General features: G+C 70.9%; 24 protein-coding genes. 17 read left to right on the plus strand and 7 right to left on the minus strand.

Features of this window, described 5'->3' with window-relative positions:
* Positions 1 to 67 precede the first annotated feature (67 nt).
* A complete protein-coding gene (locus AB0D45_RS14060) occupies positions 68 to 235 on the minus strand; it encodes a hypothetical protein (RefSeq protein ID WP_361599620.1) in 168 nt (55 codons plus the stop codon).
* 264 nt (positions 236 to 499) lie between these two features.
* On the opposite strand from AB0D45_RS14060, the gene AB0D45_RS14065 reads away from it, so the two are divergent.
* From AB0D45_RS14065 to AB0D45_RS14080, 4 genes are all read left to right on the plus strand, one after another.
* Positions 500 to 1153, plus strand: a complete 654-nt coding sequence (locus AB0D45_RS14065; RefSeq protein WP_361599617.1) for a response regulator transcription factor — start codon at positions 500 to 502, stop codon at positions 1151 to 1153.
* Positions 1154 to 1157: 4 nt separating this feature from the next.
* The gene (locus AB0D45_RS14070; RefSeq protein ID WP_361599614.1) at positions 1158 to 2402 is read left to right on the plus strand and encodes a HAMP domain-containing sensor histidine kinase; all 1245 of its coding nucleotides are present in this window, start codon (positions 1158 to 1160) and stop codon (positions 2400 to 2402) included.
* 383 nt (positions 2403 to 2785) lie between these two features.
* Positions 2786 to 3082, plus strand: coding sequence for a DUF4193 domain-containing protein (locus AB0D45_RS14075; protein ID WP_361599611.1), 297 nt, complete (start codon positions 2786 to 2788; stop codon positions 3080 to 3082).
* Between the two features lie 8 nt (positions 3083 to 3090).
* The gene (locus tag AB0D45_RS14080; RefSeq protein ID WP_362458282.1) at positions 3091 to 4026 is read left to right on the plus strand and encodes a hypothetical protein; all 936 of its coding nucleotides are present in this window, start codon (positions 3091 to 3093) and stop codon (positions 4024 to 4026) included.
* Between the two features lie 33 nt (positions 4027 to 4059).
* Here the strand turns inward: AB0D45_RS14080 and AB0D45_RS14085 are convergent, their stop codons facing one another.
* A complete protein-coding gene (locus AB0D45_RS14085) occupies positions 4060 to 4530 on the minus strand; it encodes a DUF3093 domain-containing protein (RefSeq protein ID WP_361599605.1) in 471 nt (156 codons plus the stop codon).
* 58 nt (positions 4531 to 4588) lie between these two features.
* Here AB0D45_RS14085 and AB0D45_RS14090 point away from each other — a divergent pair, with 58 nt between their 5' ends.
* The 7 genes from AB0D45_RS14090 to AB0D45_RS14120 all read left to right on the plus strand — a co-directional run bounded on the left by AB0D45_RS14090 (position 4589) and on the right by AB0D45_RS14120 (position 11140).
* Complete coding sequence (locus tag AB0D45_RS14090; RefSeq protein WP_361599602.1) at positions 4589 to 5173, plus strand: PaaI family thioesterase; 585 nt, start codon at positions 4589 to 4591, stop codon at positions 5171 to 5173.
* Entirely contained in the window at positions 5173 to 5721 is a 549-nt protein-coding gene (gene dut / locus AB0D45_RS14095; RefSeq protein WP_361599599.1) for a dUTP diphosphatase, read from the plus strand. The genes AB0D45_RS14090 and dut overlap by 1 nt, the downstream gene beginning before the upstream one ends.
* A gap of 1 nt (position 5722) precedes the next feature.
* The gene (locus AB0D45_RS14100) at positions 5723 to 6502 is read left to right on the plus strand and encodes a DUF3710 domain-containing protein (protein ID WP_361599596.1); all 780 of its coding nucleotides are present in this window, start codon (positions 5723 to 5725) and stop codon (positions 6500 to 6502) included.
* Positions 6503 to 6665: 163 nt separating this feature from the next.
* Complete coding sequence (locus tag AB0D45_RS14105) at positions 6666 to 9275, plus strand: sensor histidine kinase KdpD (protein WP_362458287.1); 2610 nt, start codon at positions 6666 to 6668, stop codon at positions 9273 to 9275.
* Positions 9272 to 9958, plus strand: a complete 687-nt coding sequence (locus AB0D45_RS14110) for a response regulator (RefSeq protein ID WP_362458290.1) — start codon at positions 9272 to 9274, stop codon at positions 9956 to 9958. Before AB0D45_RS14105 ends, AB0D45_RS14110 begins: the two co-directional genes overlap by 4 nt.
* A 42-nt stretch (positions 9959 to 10000) precedes the next feature.
* A complete protein-coding gene (locus AB0D45_RS14115; protein WP_078950496.1) occupies positions 10001 to 10420 on the plus strand; it encodes an OB-fold nucleic acid binding domain-containing protein in 420 nt (139 codons plus the stop codon).
* A gap of 3 nt (positions 10421 to 10423) precedes the next feature.
* A complete protein-coding gene (locus AB0D45_RS14120) occupies positions 10424 to 11140 on the plus strand; it encodes a DUF3159 domain-containing protein (RefSeq protein WP_362458293.1) in 717 nt (238 codons plus the stop codon).
* Positions 11141 to 11242: 102 nt separating this feature from the next.
* On the opposite strand, the gene AB0D45_RS14125 is transcribed toward AB0D45_RS14120, so the two are convergent.
* Positions 11243 to 11905 (minus strand): TrkA family potassium uptake protein, encoded by a 663-nt coding sequence (locus AB0D45_RS14125; protein WP_007267059.1) that lies wholly within the window; start codon positions 11903 to 11905, stop codon positions 11243 to 11245.
* Complete coding sequence (locus AB0D45_RS14130; protein WP_361599584.1) at positions 11902 to 12570, minus strand: TrkA family potassium uptake protein; 669 nt, start codon at positions 12568 to 12570, stop codon at positions 11902 to 11904. The genes AB0D45_RS14125 and AB0D45_RS14130 overlap by 4 nt, the downstream gene beginning before the upstream one ends.
* A gap of 210 nt (positions 12571 to 12780) precedes the next feature.
* Here AB0D45_RS14130 and AB0D45_RS14135 point away from each other — a divergent pair, with 210 nt between their 5' ends.
* Positions 12781 to 14835: an APC family permease gene (locus AB0D45_RS14135; RefSeq protein ID WP_361599581.1), complete on the plus strand. Its 2055-nt coding sequence runs from the start codon at positions 12781 to 12783 to the stop codon at positions 14833 to 14835.
* A 93-nt stretch (positions 14836 to 14928) separates the two neighbouring features.
* Positions 14929 to 16260: a TRAM domain-containing protein gene (locus tag AB0D45_RS14140; protein WP_362458298.1), complete on the plus strand. Its 1332-nt coding sequence runs from the start codon at positions 14929 to 14931 to the stop codon at positions 16258 to 16260.
* Between the two features lie 40 nt (positions 16261 to 16300).
* Here AB0D45_RS14140 and AB0D45_RS14145 read toward each other — a convergent pair whose 3' ends face one another.
* Entirely contained in the window at positions 16301 to 17419 is a 1119-nt protein-coding gene (locus AB0D45_RS14145; RefSeq protein ID WP_362458301.1) for an acyl-CoA desaturase, read from the minus strand.
* Between the two features lie 7 nt (positions 17420 to 17426).
* Complete coding sequence (locus AB0D45_RS14150) at positions 17427 to 18482, minus strand: ferredoxin reductase (RefSeq protein ID WP_362458304.1); 1056 nt, start codon at positions 18480 to 18482, stop codon at positions 17427 to 17429.
* A gap of 86 nt (positions 18483 to 18568) precedes the next feature.
* On the opposite strand from AB0D45_RS14150, the gene AB0D45_RS14155 reads away from it, so the two are divergent.
* The 4 genes from AB0D45_RS14155 (at position 18569) to AB0D45_RS14170 (ending at position 23147) form a co-directional block, all read left to right on the plus strand.
* Positions 18569 to 19708 carry a helix-turn-helix domain-containing protein gene (locus tag AB0D45_RS14155; RefSeq protein ID WP_362458307.1) on the plus strand — a complete coding sequence of 380 codons (1140 nt, stop codon included), beginning with the start codon at positions 18569 to 18571 and terminating at the stop codon, positions 19706 to 19708.
* A gap of 355 nt (positions 19709 to 20063) precedes the next feature.
* Entirely contained in the window at positions 20064 to 21278 is a 1215-nt protein-coding gene (locus tag AB0D45_RS14160) for a PP2C family protein-serine/threonine phosphatase (RefSeq protein ID WP_362458360.1), read from the plus strand.
* 331 nt (positions 21279 to 21609) lie between these two features.
* Positions 21610 to 21813: a cold-shock protein gene (locus AB0D45_RS14165; protein ID WP_134068503.1), complete on the plus strand. Its 204-nt coding sequence runs from the start codon at positions 21610 to 21612 to the stop codon at positions 21811 to 21813.
* A gap of 773 nt (positions 21814 to 22586) precedes the next feature.
* Positions 22587 to 23147: a hypothetical protein gene (locus AB0D45_RS14170; RefSeq protein ID WP_361599563.1), complete on the plus strand. Its 561-nt coding sequence runs from the start codon at positions 22587 to 22589 to the stop codon at positions 23145 to 23147.
* A 165-nt stretch (positions 23148 to 23312) separates the two neighbouring features.
* On the opposite strand, the gene AB0D45_RS14175 is transcribed toward AB0D45_RS14170, so the two are convergent.
* Positions 23313 to 23444: a hypothetical protein gene (locus AB0D45_RS14175; RefSeq protein ID WP_362458312.1), complete on the minus strand. Its 132-nt coding sequence runs from the start codon at positions 23442 to 23444 to the stop codon at positions 23313 to 23315.
* Positions 23445 to 24205 lie beyond the last annotated feature (761 nt).

Here is a 24205-nt window from a genome sequence, read left to right on the forward strand (position 1 = left end):
CGGACCCCGGCCGCCATCGGGCGGCCGGGGTCCGGTGGGTGCGCTGGGAGCCCGGTGGTGCGTCGGGTCAGGCGGCCGTGACCGGCACGCCGTGTTCCGCGGCGAGCCGCTGGAGGTCCTCCAGTTCGGCCTGTTCCACATCCGCGAGGTAGTCGTCGCCCGTCTCACGGGCCTTGCTCAGGTCCGACTGCGTGGCCTTGATGCGCTGCAGGAGACCCGCGGTGAATGCGTCCATGGTGGGTGCGCCCCCTCTGCGTGGGTCGGCGGCGGGAGAGCGCGAAGCAGTCCGCCGCGTCGGGGTGGTTGGGGTGTGCAGTCGTCCTCCCCGGCACCCTGGGCGCAGAAACCTCGTAAGGCGAGGGAATCCTCAGTTCCGGCGCCGGATCCCCTTCCGAACGGGGTCCAGGGGCGCCTTACAGCCGGTTTACGGCCGAAACCGGCAGGATGGAGGCGCAATACACGTGTGCCTGCCCAGCCGGGCTCGAAGGAAGGAAACGACGTGCGCGTACTCGTCGTCGAGGACGAGCAGCTGCTCGCCGATGCGGTGGCCACCGGCCTGCGCCGGGAGGCCATGGCCGTGGACGTCGTGTACGACGGTGCCGCGGCCCTGGAGCGCGTCGGGGTGAACGACTACGACGTGGTCGTGCTCGACCGGGACCTTCCGCTGGTGCACGGCGACGACGTCTGCCGGAAGATCATCGAGCTCGGCATGCCCACGCGCGTGCTCATGCTCACGGCGTCCGGGGACGTCAGCGACCGCGTCGAGGGCCTGGAGCTGGGGGCCGACGACTACCTTCCCAAGCCCTTCGCCTTCACCGAGCTGATCGCCCGCGTGCGCGCCCTCGGCCGGCGCACCACCGTCGCGCTGCCGCCCGTACTGGAGCGGGCCGGCATCAAGCTGGACCCGAACCGGCGCGAGGTCTTCCGCGAGGGCCGCGAGGTGCAGCTGGCGCCCAAGGAGTTCGCGGTGCTGGAGGTGCTCATGCGCAGCGAGGGGACCGTGGTGTCCGCCGAGCAGCTGCTGGAGAAGGCCTGGGACGAGAACACCGACCCGTTCACCAACGTCGTCCGGGTGACCGTCATGACGCTGCGCCGCAAACTCGGGGAGCCCCCGGTGATCGTCACCGTGCCCGGCTCCGGCTACCGGATCTGACCCGGTGGCCTCTACTCCGGCGCCACCCGCGGCGCCACCGAAACCGACCTGGGACCCCGGCCACCCCGAGGGTCCCTTCCCTTGGCTGAGACCGACCATCCGGATAAGGCTCACGCTGCTGTACGGCGGCATGTTCCTGATCGCCGGGATCCTGCTGCTGTCGATCATCTACCTGCTGGCCGCGCAGGCCCTGAGGGAGGGCAACGCGCTCCCGTTCAAGATCGTCGGCGGGCAGAAGGTCGAGGTCTCCAGCACCACCTGCTCCGGGGTCGGCATCGACCAGTCGATCGACCAGTTCAACGCCGCGATCGCGCAGTGCATCCTCGACCAGCGCAAGCACGCCCTGGACGACCTGCTCAGCCGGTCCCTGATGGCCCTCCTGGGCCTCAGCGTCATCGCCTTCGCCTTCGGTTACGCGATGGCCGGCCGGGTGCTCTCGCCGCTGGGCAAGATCACCCGGACCGCCCGCCGGGTGGTGGGTTCCGACCTGACCCGGCGGATCGAGCTGGACGGCCCGGACGACGAGCTCAAGGAGCTCGCGGACACCTTCGACGAGATGCTCGACCGCCTGGAGCGGGCCTTCACGGCACAGCAGCGCTTCGTGGCCAACGCCTCGCACGAGCTGCGGACCCCGCTGGCCATCAACCGGACGCTGCTGGAGGTCCACCTCTCGGACCCCGGAGCGCCGGTGGAGCTCCAGCAGCTGGGCAGGACGCTGCTGGCCACCAACGAGCGCAGCGAGCAGCTGGTCGAGGGCCTGCTGCTGCTCGCCCGCAGCGAGAACCAGATCGTGGAACGCAAACCGGTGGACCTCGCGGAGGTCGCCTCGCGCGCCATCGACCAGGCCCGCGGCGAGGCCGTCGCCAAGGGCGTGGAGATCCGCGGCGAGCGCGCCCCGGCCGTGGTCCAGGGCAACGGCGTCCTGCTGGAGCGGATCGCCCTCAACCTGGTGCAGAACGCCGTCCGGTACAACGTGCCGGAGGGCGGCTGGGTGGAGGTCACGACCGAGGCGCAGCACGGCCAGGCGGTGCTCGTCGTATCGAACACGGGTCCCGTGGTTCCCGCGTACGAGGTGGACAGCCTCTTCGAGCCCTTCAGACGGCTGCGTACCGAGCGAACGGGCAGTGACAAGGGTGTGGGGCTCGGCCTGTCGATCGCGCGCTCTGTGGCGCGCGCACACGGCGGCCGCATCCTCGCGACGCCCCGGGAGGGCGGTGGCCTCGTGATGCGTGTCACGCTGCCCCTTTGAGCCGCCCGGGTTCCGTTCGCCGTGAGCGGAACGCCCGGACGGCGTTCGTGGACACCGCCTGTGTGATCGATCACAGTGGCGGGTGTCGGCTCATGTGCGTTCTGTGACCCCAAGACGGCCGGAAAGCCCGGGAAGTCCGGGTTTCCGGCCCCCTGTATGGCGGGAAATACACGGGGTGGCGTTTGTGCAAGACGACCCCCGGACCGTGTACGGTCCCGCTCGACATCCCGGCCACGAGCTCTCCCGGGCGACGGCTGGGTGTCGATTGAGTAACAGACCTTGATGTGAGGCAAAATCTCCGCCTCAGGTCGGGCACAAGTCCGGCCTCTCGCGCGTTACGTGCGCTGAGACACCGCTAAATCCCAGAGGGGGAGAGCGAAAAAATGGCAACGGACTACGACACCCCACGCAAGACCGACGACGACGTCGACAACGACAGCATCGAAGAGCTCAAGGCTCGGCGCAGCGAGAAGTCGTCCTCCAGCGTTGACATCGAGGACTTCGACGGCGCCGAGAGCCTCGAGCTCCCGGGCGCCGACCTCTCCAACGAGGAGCTGGCCGTCCGGGTGCTGCCCAAGCAGGCCGACGAGTTCACCTGCATGAGCTGCTTCCTGGTGCACCACCGCAGCCAGCTGGCGCGCGAGAAGAACGGCCAGCCGATCTGCCGCGACTGCGACTGAGGTCGGTCGTGACCGGCTCGACGCCCTTCCGCAAGCGACGTTTCCGGAAATCCGGCGATCCGGCGGCACCGGACCGGGCGGCGGCAACGGGCCCGGCAACGGGCCCCGGGACCGCCGGCGGCCAGGCCACCGGAAAGGCCGTCGTGCCGTCCGACACCGCAGCGGCGGTGCCGTCGGCCACAGGGGTGGACGAGGAGTCCCGGGGCAGGCCCGGGACGCGTCGGATGCAAGCCGTCAAGAACGGTGTGCGCAAGGGCGGCGAGAGTGCGCGAGCCGCCGCCCTGTACATCACCGACCGGGTCATCGAGAACGCCCCGCGCGTTCCGGTACGGGACCTCGCGACCCTGCGCGCGCAGTTCCCGGGCCTCGGTCCCGACCAGCTGGCCGACAAGCTGATCGCCGGGGCGTCCAACGGCACCTCGACCGTGGGGGCGGGCATCGGCGCCGCGGCCATGCTGCCGGTCCCTCCCGCGATGCCGGCCGAGCTGGCCGCGGAGATCACCGCGGTCGCCGCGATCGAGCTGAAGCTGATCGCCGAGCTGCACGAGGTCTACGGGCAGCGCCCGCCGGGCGGCCTGAAGGACCGCAGCATCGCCTACCTGTCCTCCTGGACCGAGGAGCGCGGGATCGACCTGACCAAGCCGACCACGCTCAACGCGGCCCTCGGCGGCCAGATGAAGCGCGAACTGCGCCAGCAGATCATGAAGCGGATGGTCCGCAACCTGCCGAACCTGATGCCGTTCATGGTGGGCGCCGCCGTCGGAGCGGTCCTGAACCGCCGCGACACCAGGAAACTCGCCGAGAAGGTCCGTGGGGACCTGCGGAGCCGTGCCGTGCCGTGGGACGCCCTGCCCGCCCTGCCGCCCCTGGAGCACCCCTCCGAGGCCCTTCCCGAGGCCACCAGGGCCGCCCTCGAAGGCGGCGATCCGGACGCCCGGCGCTGAAGGGTGCCGTCGAGGCCTGCGCCGGAGCCGGCCTCAGACGTCGGCGCGGGCGCTCTTCGCCGCCCGGACGGCCGCCGCCAGGGCCTGGGGCTCGCGCGTGGACACGTACACGTAAGGGGTCGGGTCCGCCGGGTCGGTGACCTCGACCCGCACCGCCGTGGGCACGTAGCTGCGCATCAGCATGAAGGCCCGGGGGTCGGCCTTGTAGGTGCGCCACGCCCGCGCCTCCTCCGCCTCCAGCACCTCCGGCTCGCCCAGCGCCGCCACCGGGATCCGGGCGTCGCCCGCCGCCAGCGCGCCGCCCACCACGCGCACGCGCGCGGAACCGTACGAGCTCACCAGCAGCCCCGCCAGCGCGGCGCCGCCGACCAGCCCCGCCAGCATCGGCAGCGTGCCGAGCGGCAGCAGCATCAGCGCGCACGCCAGACCGGTCAGTGCGGCGATGCCCCACCAGGAGCGGGGGGCGGAGAGGCGTTCGTCGTGGTGCGCGGGGGAGAGCTGCATGGAACCAAGCCTCCCACGAGGCGACCGGCGGGTAGCCGCGCGGGTAAGGTCAGCGGCTGTGAGTGGACGAAACACAGCGTTGACGCCCCCGGCCGATGCCACGGCACCGGTCCGGCACCCCGACGCCCCGGCGCCCGGGGAGCTGCTCGGCGCGCACTACGAGCACTGTTTCGGCTGCGGCGGCGGCCAGCCGCACGGCCTCCACCTGGAGGCCCGCGCGGGCGAGGGCGTACGCATCACCGCGGAGTTCACCGTCAAGCCCGCCCACCAGGGAGCACCCGGCCTCGCCCACGGCGGCGTGCTGGCCACCGCGCTCGACGAGACGCTCGGTTCCCTGAACTGGCTGCTGCGCGTCATAGCGGTGACCGGCCGGCTGGAGACCGACTTCGTGCGGCCCGTCCCCGTGGACACCGTCCTGTACCTGGAGGCGGAGGTCACGGCCGTCGCGGGCCGGAAGATCTACTCCACGGCGGTGGGCCGGATAGGCGGCCCGGACGGCCCCGTCGCCGTCCGCGCCGACGCGCTCTTCATCGAGGTGAAGGTCGACCACTTCATCGACAACGGTCGGCCCGAGGAGATCCGGGCGGCGATGTCCGACCCGGACCAGGTCAGGCGCGCACGCGCCTTCGAGGTGAACCCCTGATGTCCCAGAACAGCCAAGCCGCCCGTCATGACGTCGACGTGCTGATCCGCCGCGTCGACCCCGACGTGCCCATCCCCGCCTACGGCCACCCCGGCGACGCCGGGTGCGACCTGGTGACCACCGTGGCCGCCGAGCTGGAGCCGGGGGAGCGGGCCGTGCTGCCCACCGGAGTCTCCATCGCCCTGCCCGACGGGTACGCGGCGTTCGTGCACCCGCGCTCGGGCCTGGCCGCCCGCTGCGGGCTCGCGCTCGTGAATGCCCCGGGGACGGTGGATGCCGGGTACCGTGGGGAGATCAAGGTGATCGTGGTCAATCTCGACCCGCGCGAGAGCGTCCGGTTCGAGCGCTTCGACCGCATTGCCCAGCTGGTTGTCCAGCGGGTCGAGAAGGTGCGCTTCCACGAGGTCGCGGAACTTCCCGGCTCGGCCCGGGCCGACGGGGGGTTCGGCTCCACCGGCGGTCATGCGGCCGTGGCCGGATCCGGGGCTGGTCAGCAGCAGGGTGGGAATGGCTACGCTTCGGTCGTATCCGACCGGGAAGGACAGTGACGTGTTCGGACGTCGCAAGAAGAACGACTCCGCCAACGACGGCGGCGCGGCCGAGCAGGTCGCGAACGGCGTGGCTGCCGACGAGCGGGACGGCGGCGAGGAAACCGCCGCACCGCGCCGGCTGAACCTGCCCCCCGCCCCGCGGCCCGACGGCCCGTGGGACGTCTCCGAGGTGCTCGGCAACCCGGCTGACGGCCGGGTCGACCTGGGCGGCATCCTCGTACCCGGTGTCGAGGGCATGGAACTGCGCGTCGAGGTCGCCGGTGACGCGATCGTGGCGGCCACCGTGGTCCTCGGCGACAGCGCCGTGCAGCTGCAGGCCTTCGCCGCCCCCAAGAAGGAGGGCATCTGGGGCGAGGTCCGCGACGAGATCGCCTCGGGCATCACCCAGCAGGGCGGCATCATCGACGAGGTCGACGGTGCGCTGGGCTGGGAGCTGCGCGCGCAGGTCCCCGTACCGCTGCCCGACGGACAGACCGGCGCCCAGCTGGTGCGCTTCGTCGGCGTCGACGGCCCGCGCTGGTTCCTGCGCGGCGTCATCTCCGGCCAGGGCGCGGTGCGCCCCGAGGCGGCCGGTGTGCTGGAGCAGATCTTCCGGGACACCGTCGTCGTCCGCGGCGACGGCCCCATGGCCCCGCGCGACCCGATCGTCCTGAAGCTGCCGAACGACGCGCAGATGGTGCCGGACGGCGTGCAGACGGCCGAGGACCAGGAGGGCTCGCGCTTCTCCGGCGGCATGGGACAGCTCGAGCGGGGCCCGGAGATCACCGAGGTCCGCTGACGCCGCAGGGCGGCTCGCCGGTGGGCCCCGTTCCGTTCGCGGGCGGGGCGCGCCGGCTTCGGCGCGCCCGGCGGGCGGAGGACCGCGTCAGGGATGCGTCAGGGATGTCCGTCAGGCGCCCTTTCCGCACGGGAACGGCGGGAACGTCCCCGAGAATGAGCGCATGGGACGCGGCAGGCTAAGGATCTATCTCGGCGCGGCCCCCGGGGTGGGCAAGACGTACGCCATGCTCGCGGAGGGCCACCGCCGGGTGGAGCGGGGCACCGACTGCGTCGTCGGCTTCGTCGAGCACCACGGGCGGCCGCGTACCGAGGCGGTGCTGCACGGCCTGGAACGGGTACCCGGGCGGCCTCTGTCCGACCGGGGCGCCGCCTTCTCCGAGATGGACGTGGACGGCGTGCTCGCCCGGCGCCCGGCCGTGGCCCTGGTCGACGAGCTCGCGCACACCAACGCCCCCGGCTCGCGCAACGCCAAGCGCTGGCAGGACGTCGAGGAGCTGCTGCGGGCCGGGATCGACGTGGTGTCCACCGTCAACATCCAGCACCTGGAGTCCCTCGGGGACGTGGTGGAGACGATCACCGGGGTGCGCCCGCGCGAGACCGTGCCGGACGAGGTGGTGCGGCGGGCCGACCAGATCGAGCTGGTCGACATGTCCCCGCAGGCGCTGCGCCGGCGCATGGCGCACGGCAACGTCTACCGGCCGGACAAGGTCGACGCGGCCCTGTCCCACTACTTCCGGCCCGGCAACCTGACCGCGCTGCGGGAGCTGGCGCTCCTGTGGGTCGCCGACCGGGCCGACGAGCACCTCCAGCAGTACCGGGGCGAGCACGGCATCCGCTCGACCTGGCAGGCCCGCGAACGGATCGTCGTGGGCCTGACCGGCGGGCCCGAGGGCCGCACCCTGATCCGCCGGGCCGCCCGGATGGCCGCCAAGGGCTCCGGCAGCGAGGTCCTCGCCGTGTACATCGCCCGCAGCGACGGGCTGACCTCGGCCACCCCCAAGGAGCTCGCGGTGCAGCGGACCCTGGTCGAGGATCTTGGCGGAACGTTTCACCATGTGATCGGCGACCGCGTCCCCGAGGCGCTCCTCGCCTTCGCCCGCGGGGTCAACGCGACCCAGATCGTCCTGGGCTCCAGCCGCCGCAAGGCCTGGCAGTACGTCCTGGGGCCCGGGGTGGGCGCCACCGTCGCCCGCGACTCGGGCCCCGACCTCGACGTGCACATCGTCACCCACGAGGAGGTCGCCCGGGGGCGGGGGCTGCCCGGGGTCCGCTCGGCGGCCCGGCTCGGCCGGACCAGGATCGCGGCCGGCTGGGTGGCCGGGGTGGTCCTGCCCGTGCTGCTGTGCGCGCTGCTGACGCACATCGACACCGATCCCGGCCTCGCCAACGACATGCTGCTCTTCCTGGCGCTGACGGTCGCCGCCGCGCTGCTGGGCGGGCTGTGGCCGGCGCTGGCCTCGGCGGCCTCCGGGTCGCTGCTGCTGAACTACTTCTTCGCCCCGCCGCTGCACCGCCTCACCGTCTCCGACCCCCGGAACATCATGGCCATCGCCGTGTTCTTCGGCGTCGCCGTCGCGGTGGCCTCGGTGGTGGACCTGGCGGCCCGGCGCACGCACCAGGCCGCCCGGCTGCGGGCCGAGTCCGAGGTCCTCTCCTTCCTGGCCGGGAGCGTGCTGCGCGGGGAGGCGGCCCTGGACGCGCTGCTGGAGCGGGTGCGCGAGACCTTCGCGATGGAGTCGGTGGCCCTGCTGGAGCGGGCGGGCGGGGCGGAGCCGTGGACCCGGGCCGGCAGCGTCGGGCCCCGCCCGGCGGCGCGGCCCGAGGACGCCGACGTGGACATGCCGATCGGCGACCACATGGCCCTGGCCCTGTCCGGGCGGGTGCTGCCCGCCGAGGACCGCCGGGTGCTCGGCGCCTTCGCCGCCCAGGCCGCCGTGGTGCTGGACCGGCAGCGGCTCGTGGGGGAGGCGGAGGAGGCCCGCCGGCTGGCCGAGGGCAACCGGATCCGGACCGCCCTGCTGGCTGCCGTCAGCCATGACCTGCGTACGCCCCTGGCCTCCATCAAGGCCTCTGTCAGCTCCCTGCGCTCCGACGACGTGGACTGGTCCGAGGAGGACCGGGCCGAGCTCCTGGCCGGCATCGAGGAGGGCGCCGACCGGCTCGACCACCTGGTCGGCAACCTGCTGGACATGTCCCGGCTCCGCACCGGCAGCGTGACGCCCCTGATCCGGGAGGTCGACCTCGACGAGGTGGTCCCGGTGGCGCTGGGCGGCGTACCGGAGGACAGCGTGCTGCTGGACGTGCCGGAAACCCTGCCGATGGTGGCGGCGGACCCGGGGCTGCTGGAGCGGGCCGTGGCCAACGTGGTGGAGAACGCCGTCAAGTACAGCCCTCCCGGGCAGCGGGTCCTGGTCGCCGCCAGCGTCCTCGGCGACCGGGTCGAGGTGCGCGTCGTCGACCGCGGCCCCGGGGTCCCCGACGAGGCCAAGGAGCGGATATTCGCCCCGTTCCAGCGGCACGGCGACGCCCCGCGCGGCGCCGGCGTCGGCTTGGGGCTGGCGGTGGCCCGGGGCTTCGCCGAGTCCATGGACGCCACCCTCGCCGCCGAGGACACGCCCGGGGGCGGGCTGACGATGGTGCTCTGCCTGCGCGCGGCGACCCGCGGCCGCCCGCAGGAGGAGCCCGGCGGCGCGGAGGGAACGCGGAACCCGGAGCGGGGACCGACGGAAGCCGGGGAGCTCCCCGCACGACAGGAAGCAGGTCCCCGATGACCCGGGTGCTCGTGGTGGACGACGAGCCGCAGATCGTCCGAGCCCTCGTGATCAACCTCAGGGCGCGCGCGTACGAGGTCGACGCGGCCGGCGACGGGGCGGGCGCCCTGGAGCTCGCGGCCGCCCGCCACCCCGACGTGGTCGTCCTCGACCTCGGCCTGCCCGACATGGACGGCGTCGAGGTGATCAGGGGGCTCCGCGGCTGGACGCGGGTGCCGATCCTGGTGCTCTCGGCCCGCCACAGCTCCGACGAGAAGGTCGAGGCGCTCGACGCCGGCGCCGACGACTACGTCACCAAGCCCTTCGGCATGGACGAGCTCCTGGCCCGGCTGCGCGCCGCGGTCCGCCGGGCGGAGCCCGCCACCGGGACGGGCGGGGACGAGGTGCTCGTGGAGACCGAGGGCTTCACGGTGGACCTCGCCGCCAAGAAGGCGGTGCGCGAGGGGCGCGACGTACGCCTCACCCCCACCGAGTGGCACCTGCTGGAGGTGCTGGTGCGGGGCGGCGGCAGGCTGGTCAGCCAGAAGCAGCTGCTGCGGGAGGTCTGGGGGCCCGCCTACGGCAAGGAGACCAACTACCTGCGCGTCTACATGGCCCAGCTGCGCCGCAAGCTGGAGGCGGACCCCTCGCACCCCCGGCACTTCATCACCGAACCGGGCATGGGGTACCGCTTCGAGCGGTAGCGGGGCTTCGAGAGGCGGCCGGGGCGCCGGTAGGCTTCCTGTATGAGTGCTGAACCGCGTCCCGAGAAGCCCGCGAAACCGGCCAGGCCGGCGGGCCGGTTCCGCCGGATGATAGAGCGGCTGTCCACCTCCCAGGAGGAGCTGCATTCGGCGGAACTGCAGGAGGACGCAGAAGCCGCGGGGTGCACGCGGATCTGCGACTGCCACGACCGCCAGATCGTGAAGGTGACCGGAACCCTCCGCACCGTCACCCTGCGGCCGCGGGCCGGGGTGCCCGCCCTGGAGGCCGAGCTGTTCGACGGCTCGGCCCCGCTGGACGTGGTCTGGCTCGGGCGTCGCTCGATCGTGGGAATCGAGCCCGGGCGGCGCATGATCGCTTCGGGCCGCATCTCGATGAGCCACGGGCGCCGGGTGCTCTTCAACCCGAAGTACGAACTCCGACCGCTCGGACAGGAGCACTGACCGGTGACGTCACTCGACAAACCGACCACGCCGGACCCCGGCGCCGCACCCGCCGACGACCAGAAGGCGGTCACGCAGGCGGCGCTCTTCGACGCCTTCGGCGGCATCCGGGGCACCTTGGAGACGATGCTCCCCGGCCTGCTCTTCGTCATGATCTACACCATCAACAAGGACGTGAAGATGTCCGCCGTCGCGGCGGGCGTGGTCGCGGTCCTGCTGGTGATCGTGCGGCTGCTGCGCAAGGACACCGTGAAGCACGCCTTCAGCGGGGTCTTCGGCGTCGGCGTGGGCGTGGCCTTCGCCCTCTTCACGGGCAGCGCCAAGGGCTTCTACCTGCCCGGCATGATCTACGGGGTCGGCCTGGGCGTGGCCTTCACGGTCTCGGCGCTGGTGGGGTTCCCGCTGCTGGGGGTGATCCTGGGGCCGGTGTTCAAGGAGAACCTGTCCTGGCGCACCCGCAACCCGGGGCGCAAGAAGGCGTACACCAAGGCGAGCCTGGCCTGGGGGCTCGTCTTCCTGGCGAAGTACGCGATCCTCTTCCCGCTGTACTGGTGGGGTGACGAGACGCAGCTGGGCTGGGTGCTGATCGCGCTGAAGCTGCCGCCGATGGTGCTGGCCGTGTACTTCACCTGGGTCTTCCTGGCGAAGGCGCCGCCGCCGATCGACGTGATCGCCGAGTACGAGGCCGAGGAGCTGGCCGCCCGGGAGAAGAAGGCCTGAGCGGCGGGACCGGGCCGCGCCGGCGTCCGTGACGTGAAGGGGCGGGGTGACCACCAGGCCACCCCGCCCCTTCACGTCCGCCCTTGAGCGCGTGCCCGCGGCCTAGTGGCGGGCCTGGAGGAGGTCCTCCAGCTGCTCCTCGCGGGCCTGGGCGGCCACGAAGAGGAGCTCGTCGCCCGGCTCCAGCGTCTCCTCGCCGTGCGGGGTGAGCACGCGGTTGCCCCGGATGATCGTGACCAGGGAGGTGTCCTCCGGCCAGGAGATCTCGCTGATCTGGGTGCCGGCGACCGAGGAGTCGGCCGACAGGGTCAGCTCGACCAGGTTGGCGTCGCCGTGGCTGAAGCGCAGCAGCCGCACCAGGTCGCCGACGCTGACGGCCTCCTCGACCAGCGCCGACATCAGGCGCGGCGTGGACACCGCGACGTCGACGCCCCAGGACTCGTTGAAGAGCCACTCGTTCTTCGGGTTGTTCACCCGGGCCACCACCCGGGGCACCCCGTACTCGGTCTTCGCGAGCAGCGAGACGACCAGGTTGACCTTGTCGTCGCCCGTCGCGGCGATGACCACGTTGCAGCGCTGCAGTGCCGCCTCGTCGAGCGAGGTGATCTCGCAGGCGTCGGCCAGCAGCCACTCCGCCTGCGGCACCCGCTCCACCGAGATGGCGGTCGGCGCCTTGTCCACGAGCAGCACCTCGTGGCCGTTCTCCAGCAGCTCACCCGCGATGGAGCGGCCCACGGCCCCGGCTCCGGCGATCGCGACCCTCATGCGTGTGCCTCCTCGGGGCCCTCGGCGAAGGCCGCCTCGACCTTGTCGATCTCGTCCGTGCGCATCATCACGTGGACGAGGTCGCCCTCCTGGAGGACGGTCTGCGAAGTCGGCAGCGTCGCCTCGCCCAGGCGGGTGAGGAACGCGACGCGGACGCCGGTCTCCTCCTGCAGCGTGCTGACCTTGTGCCCGATCCAGGCCGGGGAGGTGTGCACCTCCGCGAGCTGCACCCCGCCGCTCGGGTCGCGCCACAGCGGCTCCGAGCCCGAGGGGAGCAGCCGGCGCAGCATCTGGTCGGCGGTCCACCGCACGGTCGCGACGGTGGGGATCCCGAGGCGCTGGTACACCTCGGCGCGCTTGGGGTCGTAGATGCGGGCGGCGACGTTCTCCACGCCGAACATCTCGCGGGCCACGCGGGCGGCGATGATGTTGGAATTGTCACCACTGCTGACGGCGGCGAAGGCCCCCGCCTCCTCGATCCCCGCCTCGCGGAGCGTGTCCTGGTCGAAGCCGACACCGGTGACGCGGCGGCCGCCGAAGGAGGCCCCGAGCCGGCGGAATGCGGTGGGGTCCTGGTCGACCACGGCGACCGTATGCCCCTGCTGTTCCAGGGTCTGCGCGAGGGCGGAGCCCACCCTTCCGCAGCCCATAATGACGATGTGCACGGCCGTCCTTCCGGCTGACAGCGGCTCGCTGGTTTCCAGCCTCATTGCATGCTCTGGCTAATCAGGGTCTCAGACCATGGCCCAAGCTACACACGGGCGGTCACCAGTGTGGCCCTTTGGGGTCCAGCCGGTGCTTCATTGGCGGCGCATTGGTGCGGATCGGGGGTGGGGGGTTCGTCAGGCACATTTCGAACGCTTACGATCCTCTGCGTGTCCAAACTGACCGACGTGCCCAAACGGATCCTGATCGGCCGGGCGCTGCGCAGCGACCGCCTCGGGGAAACGCTCCTCCCCAAGCGGATCGCCCTTCCCGTGTTCGCATCCGACCCCCTCTCCTCGGTGGCATATGCGCCCGGCGAGGTGCTGCTGGTCCTGTCCATCGCGGGTGTGTCGGCGTACCACTTCAGCCCCTGGATCGCGGTCGCGGTCGTCGTGCTGATGTTCACCGTGGTCGCCTCCTACCGGCAGAACGTCCACGCCTACCCGAGCGGCGGCGGCGACTACGAGGTGGCCAACACCAACCTCGGACCCCAGGCCGGCCTGACCGTCGCGAGCGCCCTGCTCGTCGACTACGTCCTCACCGTCGCCGTCTCCATTTCCTCCGGCGTCGAGAATCTCGGCTCCGCCGTCGATTTCGTCATCGAGCACAAGGTGCTCTCGGCGATCGTCATGATTCTGCTGCTCACGCTGATGAATCTGCGCGGTGTGAAGGAATCCGGGAAGCTCTTCGCCATCCCGACGTACGTGTTCGTCGGCGCCGTGTTCGTGATGATCGCCTGGGGCGCCTGGCGCGGCCTCGTGATGGGCGACTCGATGGAGGCGCCGACCGCCGGCCTGGAGATCAAGGCCGAGCACCAGGGGCTGGCCGGCTTCGCGCTGGTCTTCCTGCTGCTGAGGGCGTTCTCCTCCGGCTGTGCCGCCCTGACCGGTGTCGAGGCGATCAGCAACGGCGTACCGGCCTTCCGCAAGCCCAAGAGCAAGAACGCCGCCACCACGCTGGCCCTCATGGGCGGCCTGGCGGTCACCATGTTCTGCGGGATCATCGGGCTGGCCATGGCCACCGACGTGAAGATGGCCGAGGCCCCCGCCACCAACCTGCTGAACGACGGCGTCCCGGTCGGCGAGGGATTCGTCCAGCACCCCGTGATCTCCCAGGTCGCCGAGGCCGTCTTCGGCAACGGCAGCTTCCTGTTCATCATCCTCGCGACCGCCACCGCCCTCGTCCTGTTCCTGGCCGCGAACACCGCCTACAACGGCTTCCCGCTGCTCGGCTCGATCCTCGCCCAGGACCGCTACCTGCCGCGCCAGCTGCACACCCGCGGCGACCGGCTCGCCTTCTCCAACGGCATCGTGCTCCTCGCGGGCGCCGCCATACTGCTGGTGTGGATCTACGACGCCGACTCCACCAAGCTGATCCAGCTCTACATCGTCGGCGTGTTCGTCTCCTTCACGCTCAGCCAGATCGGCATGGTCCGGCACTGGAACCGCCACCTGAAGGCCGAGCGCGACCAGGCCGCCCGGCGCCGGATGATCCGCTCGCGGGCCATCAACACCTTCGGCGCCTTCTTCACCGGCATGGTGCTGGTCGTCGTACTGGCCACCAAGTTCACGCACGGCGCCTGGGTCGCCCTGCTGGGCATGCTGATCTTCTACGGCACGATGACCGCGATCCGGAAGCACTACGACCGGGTCGCCGCCGAGATCGCCGCCGACGAAGGCCCCAGCGACGACAGCGTGCGGCCCTCCCGGGTCCACTCCATCGTCCTGGTCTCCAAGGTCCACAAGCCGACGCTGCGCGCCCTGGCCTTCGCCAAGCTGACCCGCTCGGACACCCTGGAAGCGCTCAGCATCAGCGTCGACCCGGCCGAGACCAAGGCGCTGCGGGCCGAGTGGGAGCGGCGCGGGATCAACGTCCCGCTGAAGATCCTCGACTCGCCGTACCGCGAGATCACCCGGCCGGTGGTCGAGTACGTGAAGGGGCTGCGCAGCGAGAACCCGCGCGACGCGGTCAGCGTCTACATCCCCGAATACGTCGTCGGACGCTGGTACGAGCACCTGCTGCACAACCAGAGCGCGCTGCGCCTCAAGGGCCGGCTGCTGTTCACGCCCGGCGTGATGGTCACCTCGGTGCCCTACCAGCTGGAGTCCTCGGAGCTCGCCAAGCGGCGGGCGAAGAAGCGCCAGGAGTGGAACGCTCCGGGCGCCGTGCGCCGCGGACCCGTGGACACGCCGCGGCAGCGTCCGAAGGACCCGGCGGGCAAGTAGTCCTGGTGGTGAACGGCCGGAGGAGATCCACGTAAACTGGTGGGTCGGTCCTCCGGCCGTTTTCCTTTCCTTGATCCTTGGAGCCCCCTCACCATGACCGAGCAGAACGAGAAGCAGTCACTGGTCGGGGAGGAGTACGAGGTCGAGGTCGGTCCCGTCGCGCACGGCGGCCACTGCATCGCCCGCACCGCCGAGGGGCGCGTCCTGTTCGTCCGCCACACCCTGCCCGGCGAGAAGGTCGTCGCCCGCGTGACCGAGGGCGAGACGGACTCCCGCTTCCTGCGCGCAGACGCGGTCACGGTCCTGACGGCCTCCAAGGACCGCGTCGAGGCCCCCTGCCCGTACGCCGGCCCCGGCAAGTGCGGCGGCTGCGACTGGCAGCACGCCAAGCCGGGCGCCCAGCGCCGGCTCAAGGGCGAGGTCGTCGCCGAGCAGCTGAAGCGGCTCGCCGGTCTCACCCCGGAGGAGGCCGGCTGGGACGGCACCGTCATGCCGGCCGAGGGCGACAAGCTGCCGGCGGGCCAGGTCCCCCAGTGGCGCACCCGCGTCCAGTACGCCATCGACGAGACCGGCCGCGCGGGCCTGCGCAAGCACCGCTCGCACGACATCGAGCCGATCGACCACTGCATGATCGCCGCCGAGGGCGTCTCGGAGCTCGGCATCGAGAAGCAGGACTGGCCCCAGATGGCGACGGTCGAGGCGATCGCCGCCTCCGGCTCCGGCGACCGCCAGGTCGTCCTGACCCCCCGCCCCGGCGGCCGCCTGCCCCTGGTGGAGCTGGACAAGCCGGTGTCGGTGCTCCGGGTCGAGGAGAAGGACGGCGGCGTCCACCGCGTCCACGGCCGCCCCTTCGTCCGCGAGCGGGCGGACGGCCGTACGTACCGGGTCGGCATGGGCGGCTTCTGGCAGGTCCACCCGCAGGCCGCCGACACGCTGATCAAGGCCGTCATGCAGGGCCTGATGCCGCGCAAGGGCGAGATGGCCCTCGACCTGTACTGCGGCGTCGGCATCTTCGCGGGCGCGCTGGCGGAGCGCCTGGGGGAGACGGGGGCCGTCCTCGGCATCGAGTCGGGCAAGCGCGCGGTGGAGGACGCCCGCCACAACCTGGCGGACTTCCCGCGGGTCCGCATCGAGCAGGGCAAGGTCGACAGCGCCCTCCCGCGCACCGGCATCACGGAGTGCGACCTGGTCGTCCTGGACCCGCCCCGCGCGGGCGCCGGCAAGCAGACGGTCCGCCACATCGCGAGCCTCTCGGCCCGCCGCATCGCCTACGTGGCCTGCGACCCGGCGGCCCTGGCACGCGACCTGGCGTACTTCGCGGAGAACGGCTACAAGGTCCGCACGCTCCGCGTCTTCGACCTCTTCCCGATGACGCACCACGTGGAGTGCGTGGCGATCCTGGAGCCGGTGGCAAAGGGCCTCTGACCCGCCGGGGCGGGCGACGGATCCGAACCGGTAGCGGGAATCAGGCTGCGACGAGTTCCTGGTCGCGGTCCGGCGCCTTGGCCGTGGATTTCCTGTTCGGCAGCGAGAGCCGGAAGACCTTGTGCCACGCGGAGAAGACCTGCTTGGGCAGCGGCCCGGTGACGTACTCCAGCTCGTACTTCTCGAACAACGCGCGCACCTTCACCGCGACCTCGGCATACCGGTTGCTCGGCAGGTCGGGGAACAGGTGGTGCTCGATCTGGTGCGACAGGTTGCCGGTCATGAAGTGCATGGCCTTGCTGCCGCTGATGTTCGCCGAGCCCATCATCTGGCGCAGGTACCACTGGCCGCGCGTCTCGCCATTGATCGACCGGCGCTCGAAGACCTGCACGCCCTCGGGGAAGTGCCCGCACATGATCACCGAGTGGGTCCAGATGTTGCGGACCAGATTCGCGGTGAACGTGGCGGCGAGCGTGGTGAGGAACGACGGGCCCGACAGCAGCGGGTGGATCACGTAGTCCTTGAGCACCTGTTTGCGGATCTTGCGGCCCACGGCCCTGGCCCGCGCGCGGAACTCCGGGTTCTTGCGGCGGTGCTTGGGCAGGTTCTTGCCGAGTTCCAGGTCGTAGGCGGCGATGCCGTACTCGAAGAAGCAGGCGTTGATGAAGTTCCACAGCGGCTGGCCGAGGTGGAACGGGTGCCACTTCTGGTCCTCGTCGACGCGCATGATGCCGTAGCCGAGGTCGTTGTCCTTGCCGATCACGTTGGTGTACGTGTGGTGCAGCTCATTGTGCGAGTGCTTCCACTGCTCGGCCGGCGAGACGTGGTCCCAGTCCCAGGTGGTGGAGTGGATCTTCGGGTCCCGCATCCAGTCCCACTGGCCGTGCAGGATGTTGTGGCCGATCTCCATGTTGTCCATGATCTTCGCCACGGACAGACCGGCGGTGCCGATCAGCCACGCGGGCGGGAAGAACGAGAACAACAGCACGCCCCTGCTGGCCAGCTCGAGCTTGCGCTGCGCCGCGATGACCTTGCGGATGTAGGCGGCGTCCTTCTCGCCCCGGCCGGCGATCACCTCCTCGCGGATCGCGTCCAGTTCGCGGCCGAGTTCCTCGATCTGCTCCGCGGTCAGGTGGGCGGTGGGGTCGATGGCGGTCAATGTGCTCCTATCGTTCGATGTCGCAGGGGCCCGCCGCGGCGGACACGCAGGTCTGGATGAGGACGCCCGGCTCGGCTTCGGTGATCTCACCGGTGCGCAGGTCGCGGACGGCGCCCGCCTTGAGCGGTGTGACGCAGCCGAAGCAGATGCCCATGCGGCACCCGGACGGCATGAGTACACCGGCCTCCTCGCCGACGTCCAGCAGCGGCGTGGCGCCGTCCGCGTCGACGGTCTTGCCGGTGGTGCTGAACGTGACCCGGCCACCGTCGCCGGCGACGACGATGCCGGGGCGGAAGCGTTCGGTGTGCAGGCGCTCCTGGACGCCGTGCTCGCTCCAGTGATCTTCGGCGGCGTCGAGCAGGCCCGCGGGCCCGCAAGCCCAGGTCTCGCGCTCGGCCCAGTCGGGCACGAGTTCGCCGAGACGTGCGACGTCGAGCGTGCCGTCCGTGTCGGTGTGCAGCTCGGTGAGCCGCAGCCTCTTCTCCGCGACCAGGTCGTGCAGATCCTCGCGGAAGATCACGTCGTGCGGCCGTGGCGCGGAGTGGACCATGACGACGTCGTCGAACTCGGTGTCGCGCAGCATGCCCATCACCGGCGTGATGCCGCTGCCGGCCGTCAGGAAGAGCACCTTGGCGGGCCTGGCCTGGGGCAGTACGAAGTCACCGGCCGCCTGGTCGAGCTGGATCAGCGTGCCCGGTTTCGCGCTGCGGACCAGGTGATTGCTGACCTTGCCGTCCGGGATCGCCTTCACGGTGATCGTGATGCGGCCGTCCTGGCGGTTCGTCGGCGAGGTGAGCGAGTAGGCACGCCACAGGCGCACCCCGTCGACATCGACCCCGATCCGCACGTACTGGCCGGCCGTGTGACCGCGCCAGCCCCGTCCCGGCCTGATCACGAGGGTGGCGGCGTCGGCCGTCTCGGGGTGCACGGCCTCGATGCGCCCCCGCAGGTCAGCGCCCGCACGCAGCGGGCTGACCAGGTCGAGGTAGTCCGACGGCAGCAGCGGCGTCGTGACCATCTCCAGCAGTTTCCACGCCCTACTGCCGAGGGCTGCACTCGTCATGACCCCAGCTTGATGTGCTTCAGGGGGTAAAGTCCTGTCCGCAAGACGTGAAAATGATCGGCTGAATTGTTCGCAAGGAACAAAAAGTGGGGCATGCAGTCCGGAGGGCCGGCGAACTGGTCCTGGATGAGACGACGGTCAACGCGCTTCGGGCCGCGCTGAAGACCACCGCCGACGAGATCGTCCAGGCGATCATCGACGAGGTCCCGCCCTACGCCAACGCCCTTTCGGGCCGCATGGGTGCCACCATCCGCCGAGCCGTCCGCACCGCCCTGGGCCTCTACCTCGACCTCGCGAGCGGGAACGCCACGGGCGGCGACGCCGGCGACGCGGCCTACGAGCTGGGCCGCGGCGAGGTCCGCGACGGCCGTTCGATGGACGCCCTGCTCAGCGCCTACCGCGTCGGCGCCCGCGTGGCCTGGAGAGGCCTGGCCGCACGTGCCGTACCCGCAGGCCTGCCCGCCGCCCAGGTCGCCAAGTTCGCCGAGCTGACCTTCGCCTACATCGACGAGCTCTCCGCCGCGAGCGCCGCGGGCCACGCCGACGAACTCGCCGCGCGGGGCCGGGCCCACGAGCGCCACCTGGAACAACTGGCCCGCGACCTCCTCTCCGGCGCGAGCCCGGACGTGCTCCTCGCCGCTGCCGGACGCGCCGGATGGCAGCCTCCGGTTTCGCTGACCGCGGTCCTGCTGCCCGCCGCCCAGGCCCGGCCGGCCTACCGCACGCTCGACCCGGGCACCCTCGTCCTCGACGACCTGCCGGACGCCTCCGGCGTGCTGCTCGTCCCCGATGCCGACCGAGCACATCTCCTGAGGCAGCTGCCCGACCACACCACCGTGGTCGGCCCGGCCCGGCCATGGATGCGTGCGTCCGCCTCGTACGCACGAGCCGTACGCGCGCGCGCCCTCTCGCCTGATATCCGCGACACCGAGGAACACCTGCCCGAGCTGGTACTGAGCGCCGACGCGGACGCGTTCGCAGATCTGCGTACCCGAGCCCTCGCACCGTTGCGGAGCCTGCCCGTCGCGACCGCGCGACGGCTCGAGGAGACGTTGTGGGCGTGGCTGCTGCACCAGGGCAAGCGGAACGAGATGGCGGCGTCGTTGTTCGTCCACCCCCAGACCGTCCGCTACCGGATGTCGCAACTGCGGGAGCTGTTTCCGGACCTCGGGTCCCCGCGCCGGGTCCTTGAACTGACGCTCGCGGTCGGCCTTCGGGCCAGCTGACGCGTTCTTCGACCGCCCACTCCGGTCACGCGTCCGCGATCCCCGCACTCCCGAAGAGCTCAGGTCGGGTCGGCGGAAACAGAAGGCCGGCGCAGCATCAGGGCCGGCAGACGGTGTAGCAGGATCCGGGCCGCCGCGCTGCTCGGCACCACCCGAAGCTTCCTGCGCGCGATCGGTGAGCACCGCCTGGTCACCCCACTACGCTCGCCGGGACGGGCGCCGTGTGTCGCAAGGGCGGCTGACTGGTGAGCGCGCTATCGCTTCGGATGGAGGGTCTGTGATCGCAGGAGAGCCGGACGGGAGCGGTGCGCCTGATTCTGGTTTCCGCGTGGAGGGTGATCCCGTCCGTGAGGGGATGACGCTCGCGGGGATGCTGGAGGCGGCGGAGGCCGCGCCGCCCGTGGAATCCCTTGATGTGGTCGCGCGCATGCTCAAGGACCATCTCGGGGCGGTGTCGGTGTCCTTCCTGATCACCGACTTCACGGGGAGCTCGGTCGTACGGCTGGGCGCCGCGGGCAGCGTCGAGACGGGTGAGCGCGCCCGGCGCATCACGCTGCGGGGCACGCTGTACGACGACGTGATCCGCAGCCAGCGCCCGAGCACGCAGGACGAAGGCCCGGCGACGCCGGTACGGGTGGTCGCTCCGGTGACCAACCGCGGGGACGCCATCGGACTCCTGGAACTGTTCCTGCCCGCGCCGCCGGACGAGGACGTGATGCGGCAGATCGGTGAGACGGCGCACGCGCTGGCCTACATCGTCATCGCGAACCGCTCCTTCACCGACGTCTACCAATGGGGCCGGCGTACGCGCCCGCTCAACCTGGCCGCCGAGATCCAGCACCGGCTGCTCCCTGCGTCGCTGGCGTGCGAGGCCGCGCAGTTCGCGGTGGCCGGGGCGCTGGAGCCGGCCGACCACGTGGGAGGGGATACCTTCGACTACGTGGTCGACCGGGACACCGTCCAGCTGTCCGTCACCGACGCCATGGGGCATGACGTCGCCGCCTCCTTGCTCGCCACCCTGGTGGTGGGAGCCCTGCGCCGGGCCCGGCGGGCCGGCGAGGGCTTGCGGGAGCAGGCCCGACAGGCCGACCTGGCCATGCGCGAGCACGGCCGCGAGGGCTACGTGACCGGTCAGCTGCTGCGGATCAGCCTGCTCGACGGCGCCACCGAGTTCATCAACGCCGGACACCCCTGGCCGCTGCGGATGCGCGACGGCGAAGTGACCCGGATCGTTCCGGAAGTCGATTTGCCGTTCGGCATCCTCAGCCCGCGTGACTATCGGGTGCAGTCACTGGACCTGCGGCCCGGCGACCGCCTGGTGATGTTGACGGACGGCATACTGGAACGCAACGCCGACGCCGTGGACCTGTCCCAGCTCATCGTCCGCACCCGCGACCTGCATCCCCGGGAAGCCGCGCGCACCCTCATCGGGGCGATCGTCGATGCCGGAAACGGGCATCTGGAGGACGACGCGACCGTCATGTGCCTGGACTGGCACGGCACCGCCCCGACCGAACGGGACGCCGCGACCGGCGCCAACCTCGCCGACGCATCGCTCCCGGCAACCTGAGGGACCGGTCCCGGACGGTGGCCCGCCCCACCGCGCGGCATGCGTTCCGTGCGCAAAATCTGTGACCGTTGGGTGAGAATTTGCCGCGCATAAGGCGAAGGGTTTTTATCGCCGGGGGCTGAGTAAATGACCTTACCTGCGGCGGCCGCTCCGACGTGCTACTGTCGTTCCCAGTTGCAGTCTTGGTTCGCAAAAATTCAAGCGCTTCCCCTGCTGGCCTCGCCCGCTGGAAACGCTTTGTATTTCCGCCGATTTTCCGGTCGGGGCAATCAACGCGGCGACTCCGGAACCGCACAGTGTGATTCCGGGCACTGCCCCAAGGGAGATCAATATGGCATCTGGCACCGTGAAGTGGTTCAACGCGGAAAAGGGTTTTGGCTTCATCGAGCAGGAGGGTGGCGGCGCTGACGTCTTCGCTCACTACTCGAACATCGCCTCCTCCGGCTTCCGCGAGCTTCAGGAAGGCCAGAAGGTGAACTTCGACGTCACGCAGGGCCAGAAGGGCCCGCAGGCCGAGAACATCGTTCCCGCCTGACGCTGACGCGTATACGTAGCTGGGGCCCGCACTTTGGAGTGCGGGCCCCAGCTCGTTTTCCCCCCCTCACACCCTCACACTCCACGTCGCATCGCGAAGTTTCAGCGTGAGATCCGGTGGGCAGCGCGCCTCGCGCCGACCCACTCCACTGGCCGGCCCGGTCTATACGTTCTCACGCAGCGCCCGCCCGGCCCCACTGTCGCCTGTAAGTCGTCCGCCGCTCACCCGGCCTTCTTGACGCCTGCGCGGCACTATCTCCGCAAGCCGTGTCCGCTCTTCTCGCGGCGTGGTTCTGCCCCGTCTTTCTTCGGCCCGTTCTCTCGAATGCCGTCATGGGAATTCCACGGAGCGTGCCGCATCGAGGAAGGCCCCCCATGGACCGCGGCTCCCGCCCGTGCCGGCTTCTGGGGATGAAGGTCCCGTTCCCGATCCAGGGCGCGACCCTGCCGGGTGGTGACGGCGTACACGCTGCAGCCGAGGGTGGCTTGCGGTGTCTTCGCCAGGCGGATGAGGGCGATGCCCGCAGCCGGCGATGCGGGGACCATCCCGGCGTGAAGCCAGCCTCGAAGCTTCGGCTTGATCGGCTCCGCCAGGGCGGCCGCCCGTTCGACCACCTCGGCAACCGCAGGGGAGTTCTCGCGTCCGCCAACCGTTGGTGCCGTTGTCTTCCGCCAAGCGGGGCCGTGGAACTCGTGTAATTCGGCGGGCCCTGGGAACGATCAGAGCTTCCGAATGAGCCGGCCTCTCCGCTCTCCTACGCTCAAGGACCGCCGATGCTTCCCGAGTTCAGTTCCCACGCGTCCGCCCCCCTTTCCCATCAGCTGGAACAGCGGCTGGGACTGGACCCCCGCCTCGAGGCCGGCCGAATCGACGTGGAGCGCGTCGCGGACATCGCCGTCGTCGCATCGGCTCACTCCGACGGGTACGCGGCCACCGCGCATCTCCTCGGACTCCTGGCCGCACTCCCCGCTCCCACCGAGGCGGGGGAGCACTTCTGGTCGGACCTGTGGAGGTCTTCGGGGTCCCTCTACCTGCTGCCTGCCAACATCAAGGACTACGTCCTGAGTTCGCTGGCGGGCGAAGGCACCGGTCTGGCCGGACAGATCCTCTCGGCTGTCGACGAGATGACCTCGCCCCAGCGCATCGCAGCGGGGGAGGTCATCGGCCAGGCGCTCTCCGAGTCCGACCACCTCCCCGACCTCAAAACGCAGGTCATCGGCGAGCTATGGCTCCGGGACCTCGAACTCACCGCCTGGCGGGTCCTGCACGCGGACCACAAATCAGCGGATCCGGCCCGGCGAAAGGCCTTTCTCGACGCGTGGACGAGTATCTGATCGGCATCGGCTTGACCGAACGCATGCGCGCCTCCCCGCACGGTCGGTGCCGTCCCTGCGGGGCCCAGAAGCGCCGGCTGGGGGACGACCTCGTGGGTGACGCGCCTGTCTCGCCGAGTAGAGGGTGCGGTGGGGATGCCGCCGGGCCGGGGATGGGGGATCGGACTACGGCTGCACCAGGCGGTCGAGGAAATCCCGCGTACGGGCCCGCGCGTCGCCGAGGGAGGCCGTGGGTGGGCCGACCGACACGGCGAGGCCCGTGCCGTCCGTCAGGATGATCGGAGCGGCGATGCTCATCGCCCCATCAGGTCACCCTGGCCTCTCTGAGCCTCGCGACGCCGGCCCTGTCCGTTCCTGTGTCCGTCGCTGAGGCGCTCAACCCGAAGCGCTCCTATGTACCGCCGGCGTTCGAGGCCGATTACCTCCTCATCGCACACGTGAAAATCTGTGGTGGCCGGAGTAGACATTCGGCAGCGAGGTGGCTATGGTTTCTCTCGTAACGCAGAGAGACCGCAGGGCCCGGCAGAGACGAACTGCCGGGCAGCAGTACCCGTAGGTGCAGTGCGCAGGACGGTGCGGTGGTGGAGTTTCGAAGCCAGAGCGGTTGCAGGACGGCGACGGGACTGACGACCGGACCGGGTGGCCCGCAGTGATCAGGGGCCGCCGTGAGCAGTAGTGCAGTTGGCAGTACCAGCAGTGAAGTTGTGAAGCGGTACCTCGGTGAAGGCGTCGGCTGCGGGCGCGCGCACCGGGAAGTTCGGCAGTGGGGTTCTAAGCCAGAGCAGATGCAGGATGGGCGACGGGGCTGGCTGCCGGAAGTGGCGCTGTGACAGGTCACCAGCAGTACGCAACACCAAGCAGTAAAGGCAGTTCGCAGTTCCGGTTGGTAAGTGATTGATCCAGAGGGAAGAACGGAGGAACCAGACGCCATCAGGATCGCCCGGACGCCACGCGAGTCCGGGTACCGCAGGACATCGATAGTGAGGTGGTCTCCGGTCACGCATCCGCGATCCCCGCAATCCCGACAGAGCTCAGGTCGGGTCGGCGGAAACAGAAGG

The organism is Streptomyces sp. NPDC048352, assembly GCF_040651895.1.
GTDB lineage: Bacteria > Actinomycetota > Actinomycetes > Streptomycetales > Streptomycetaceae > Streptomyces.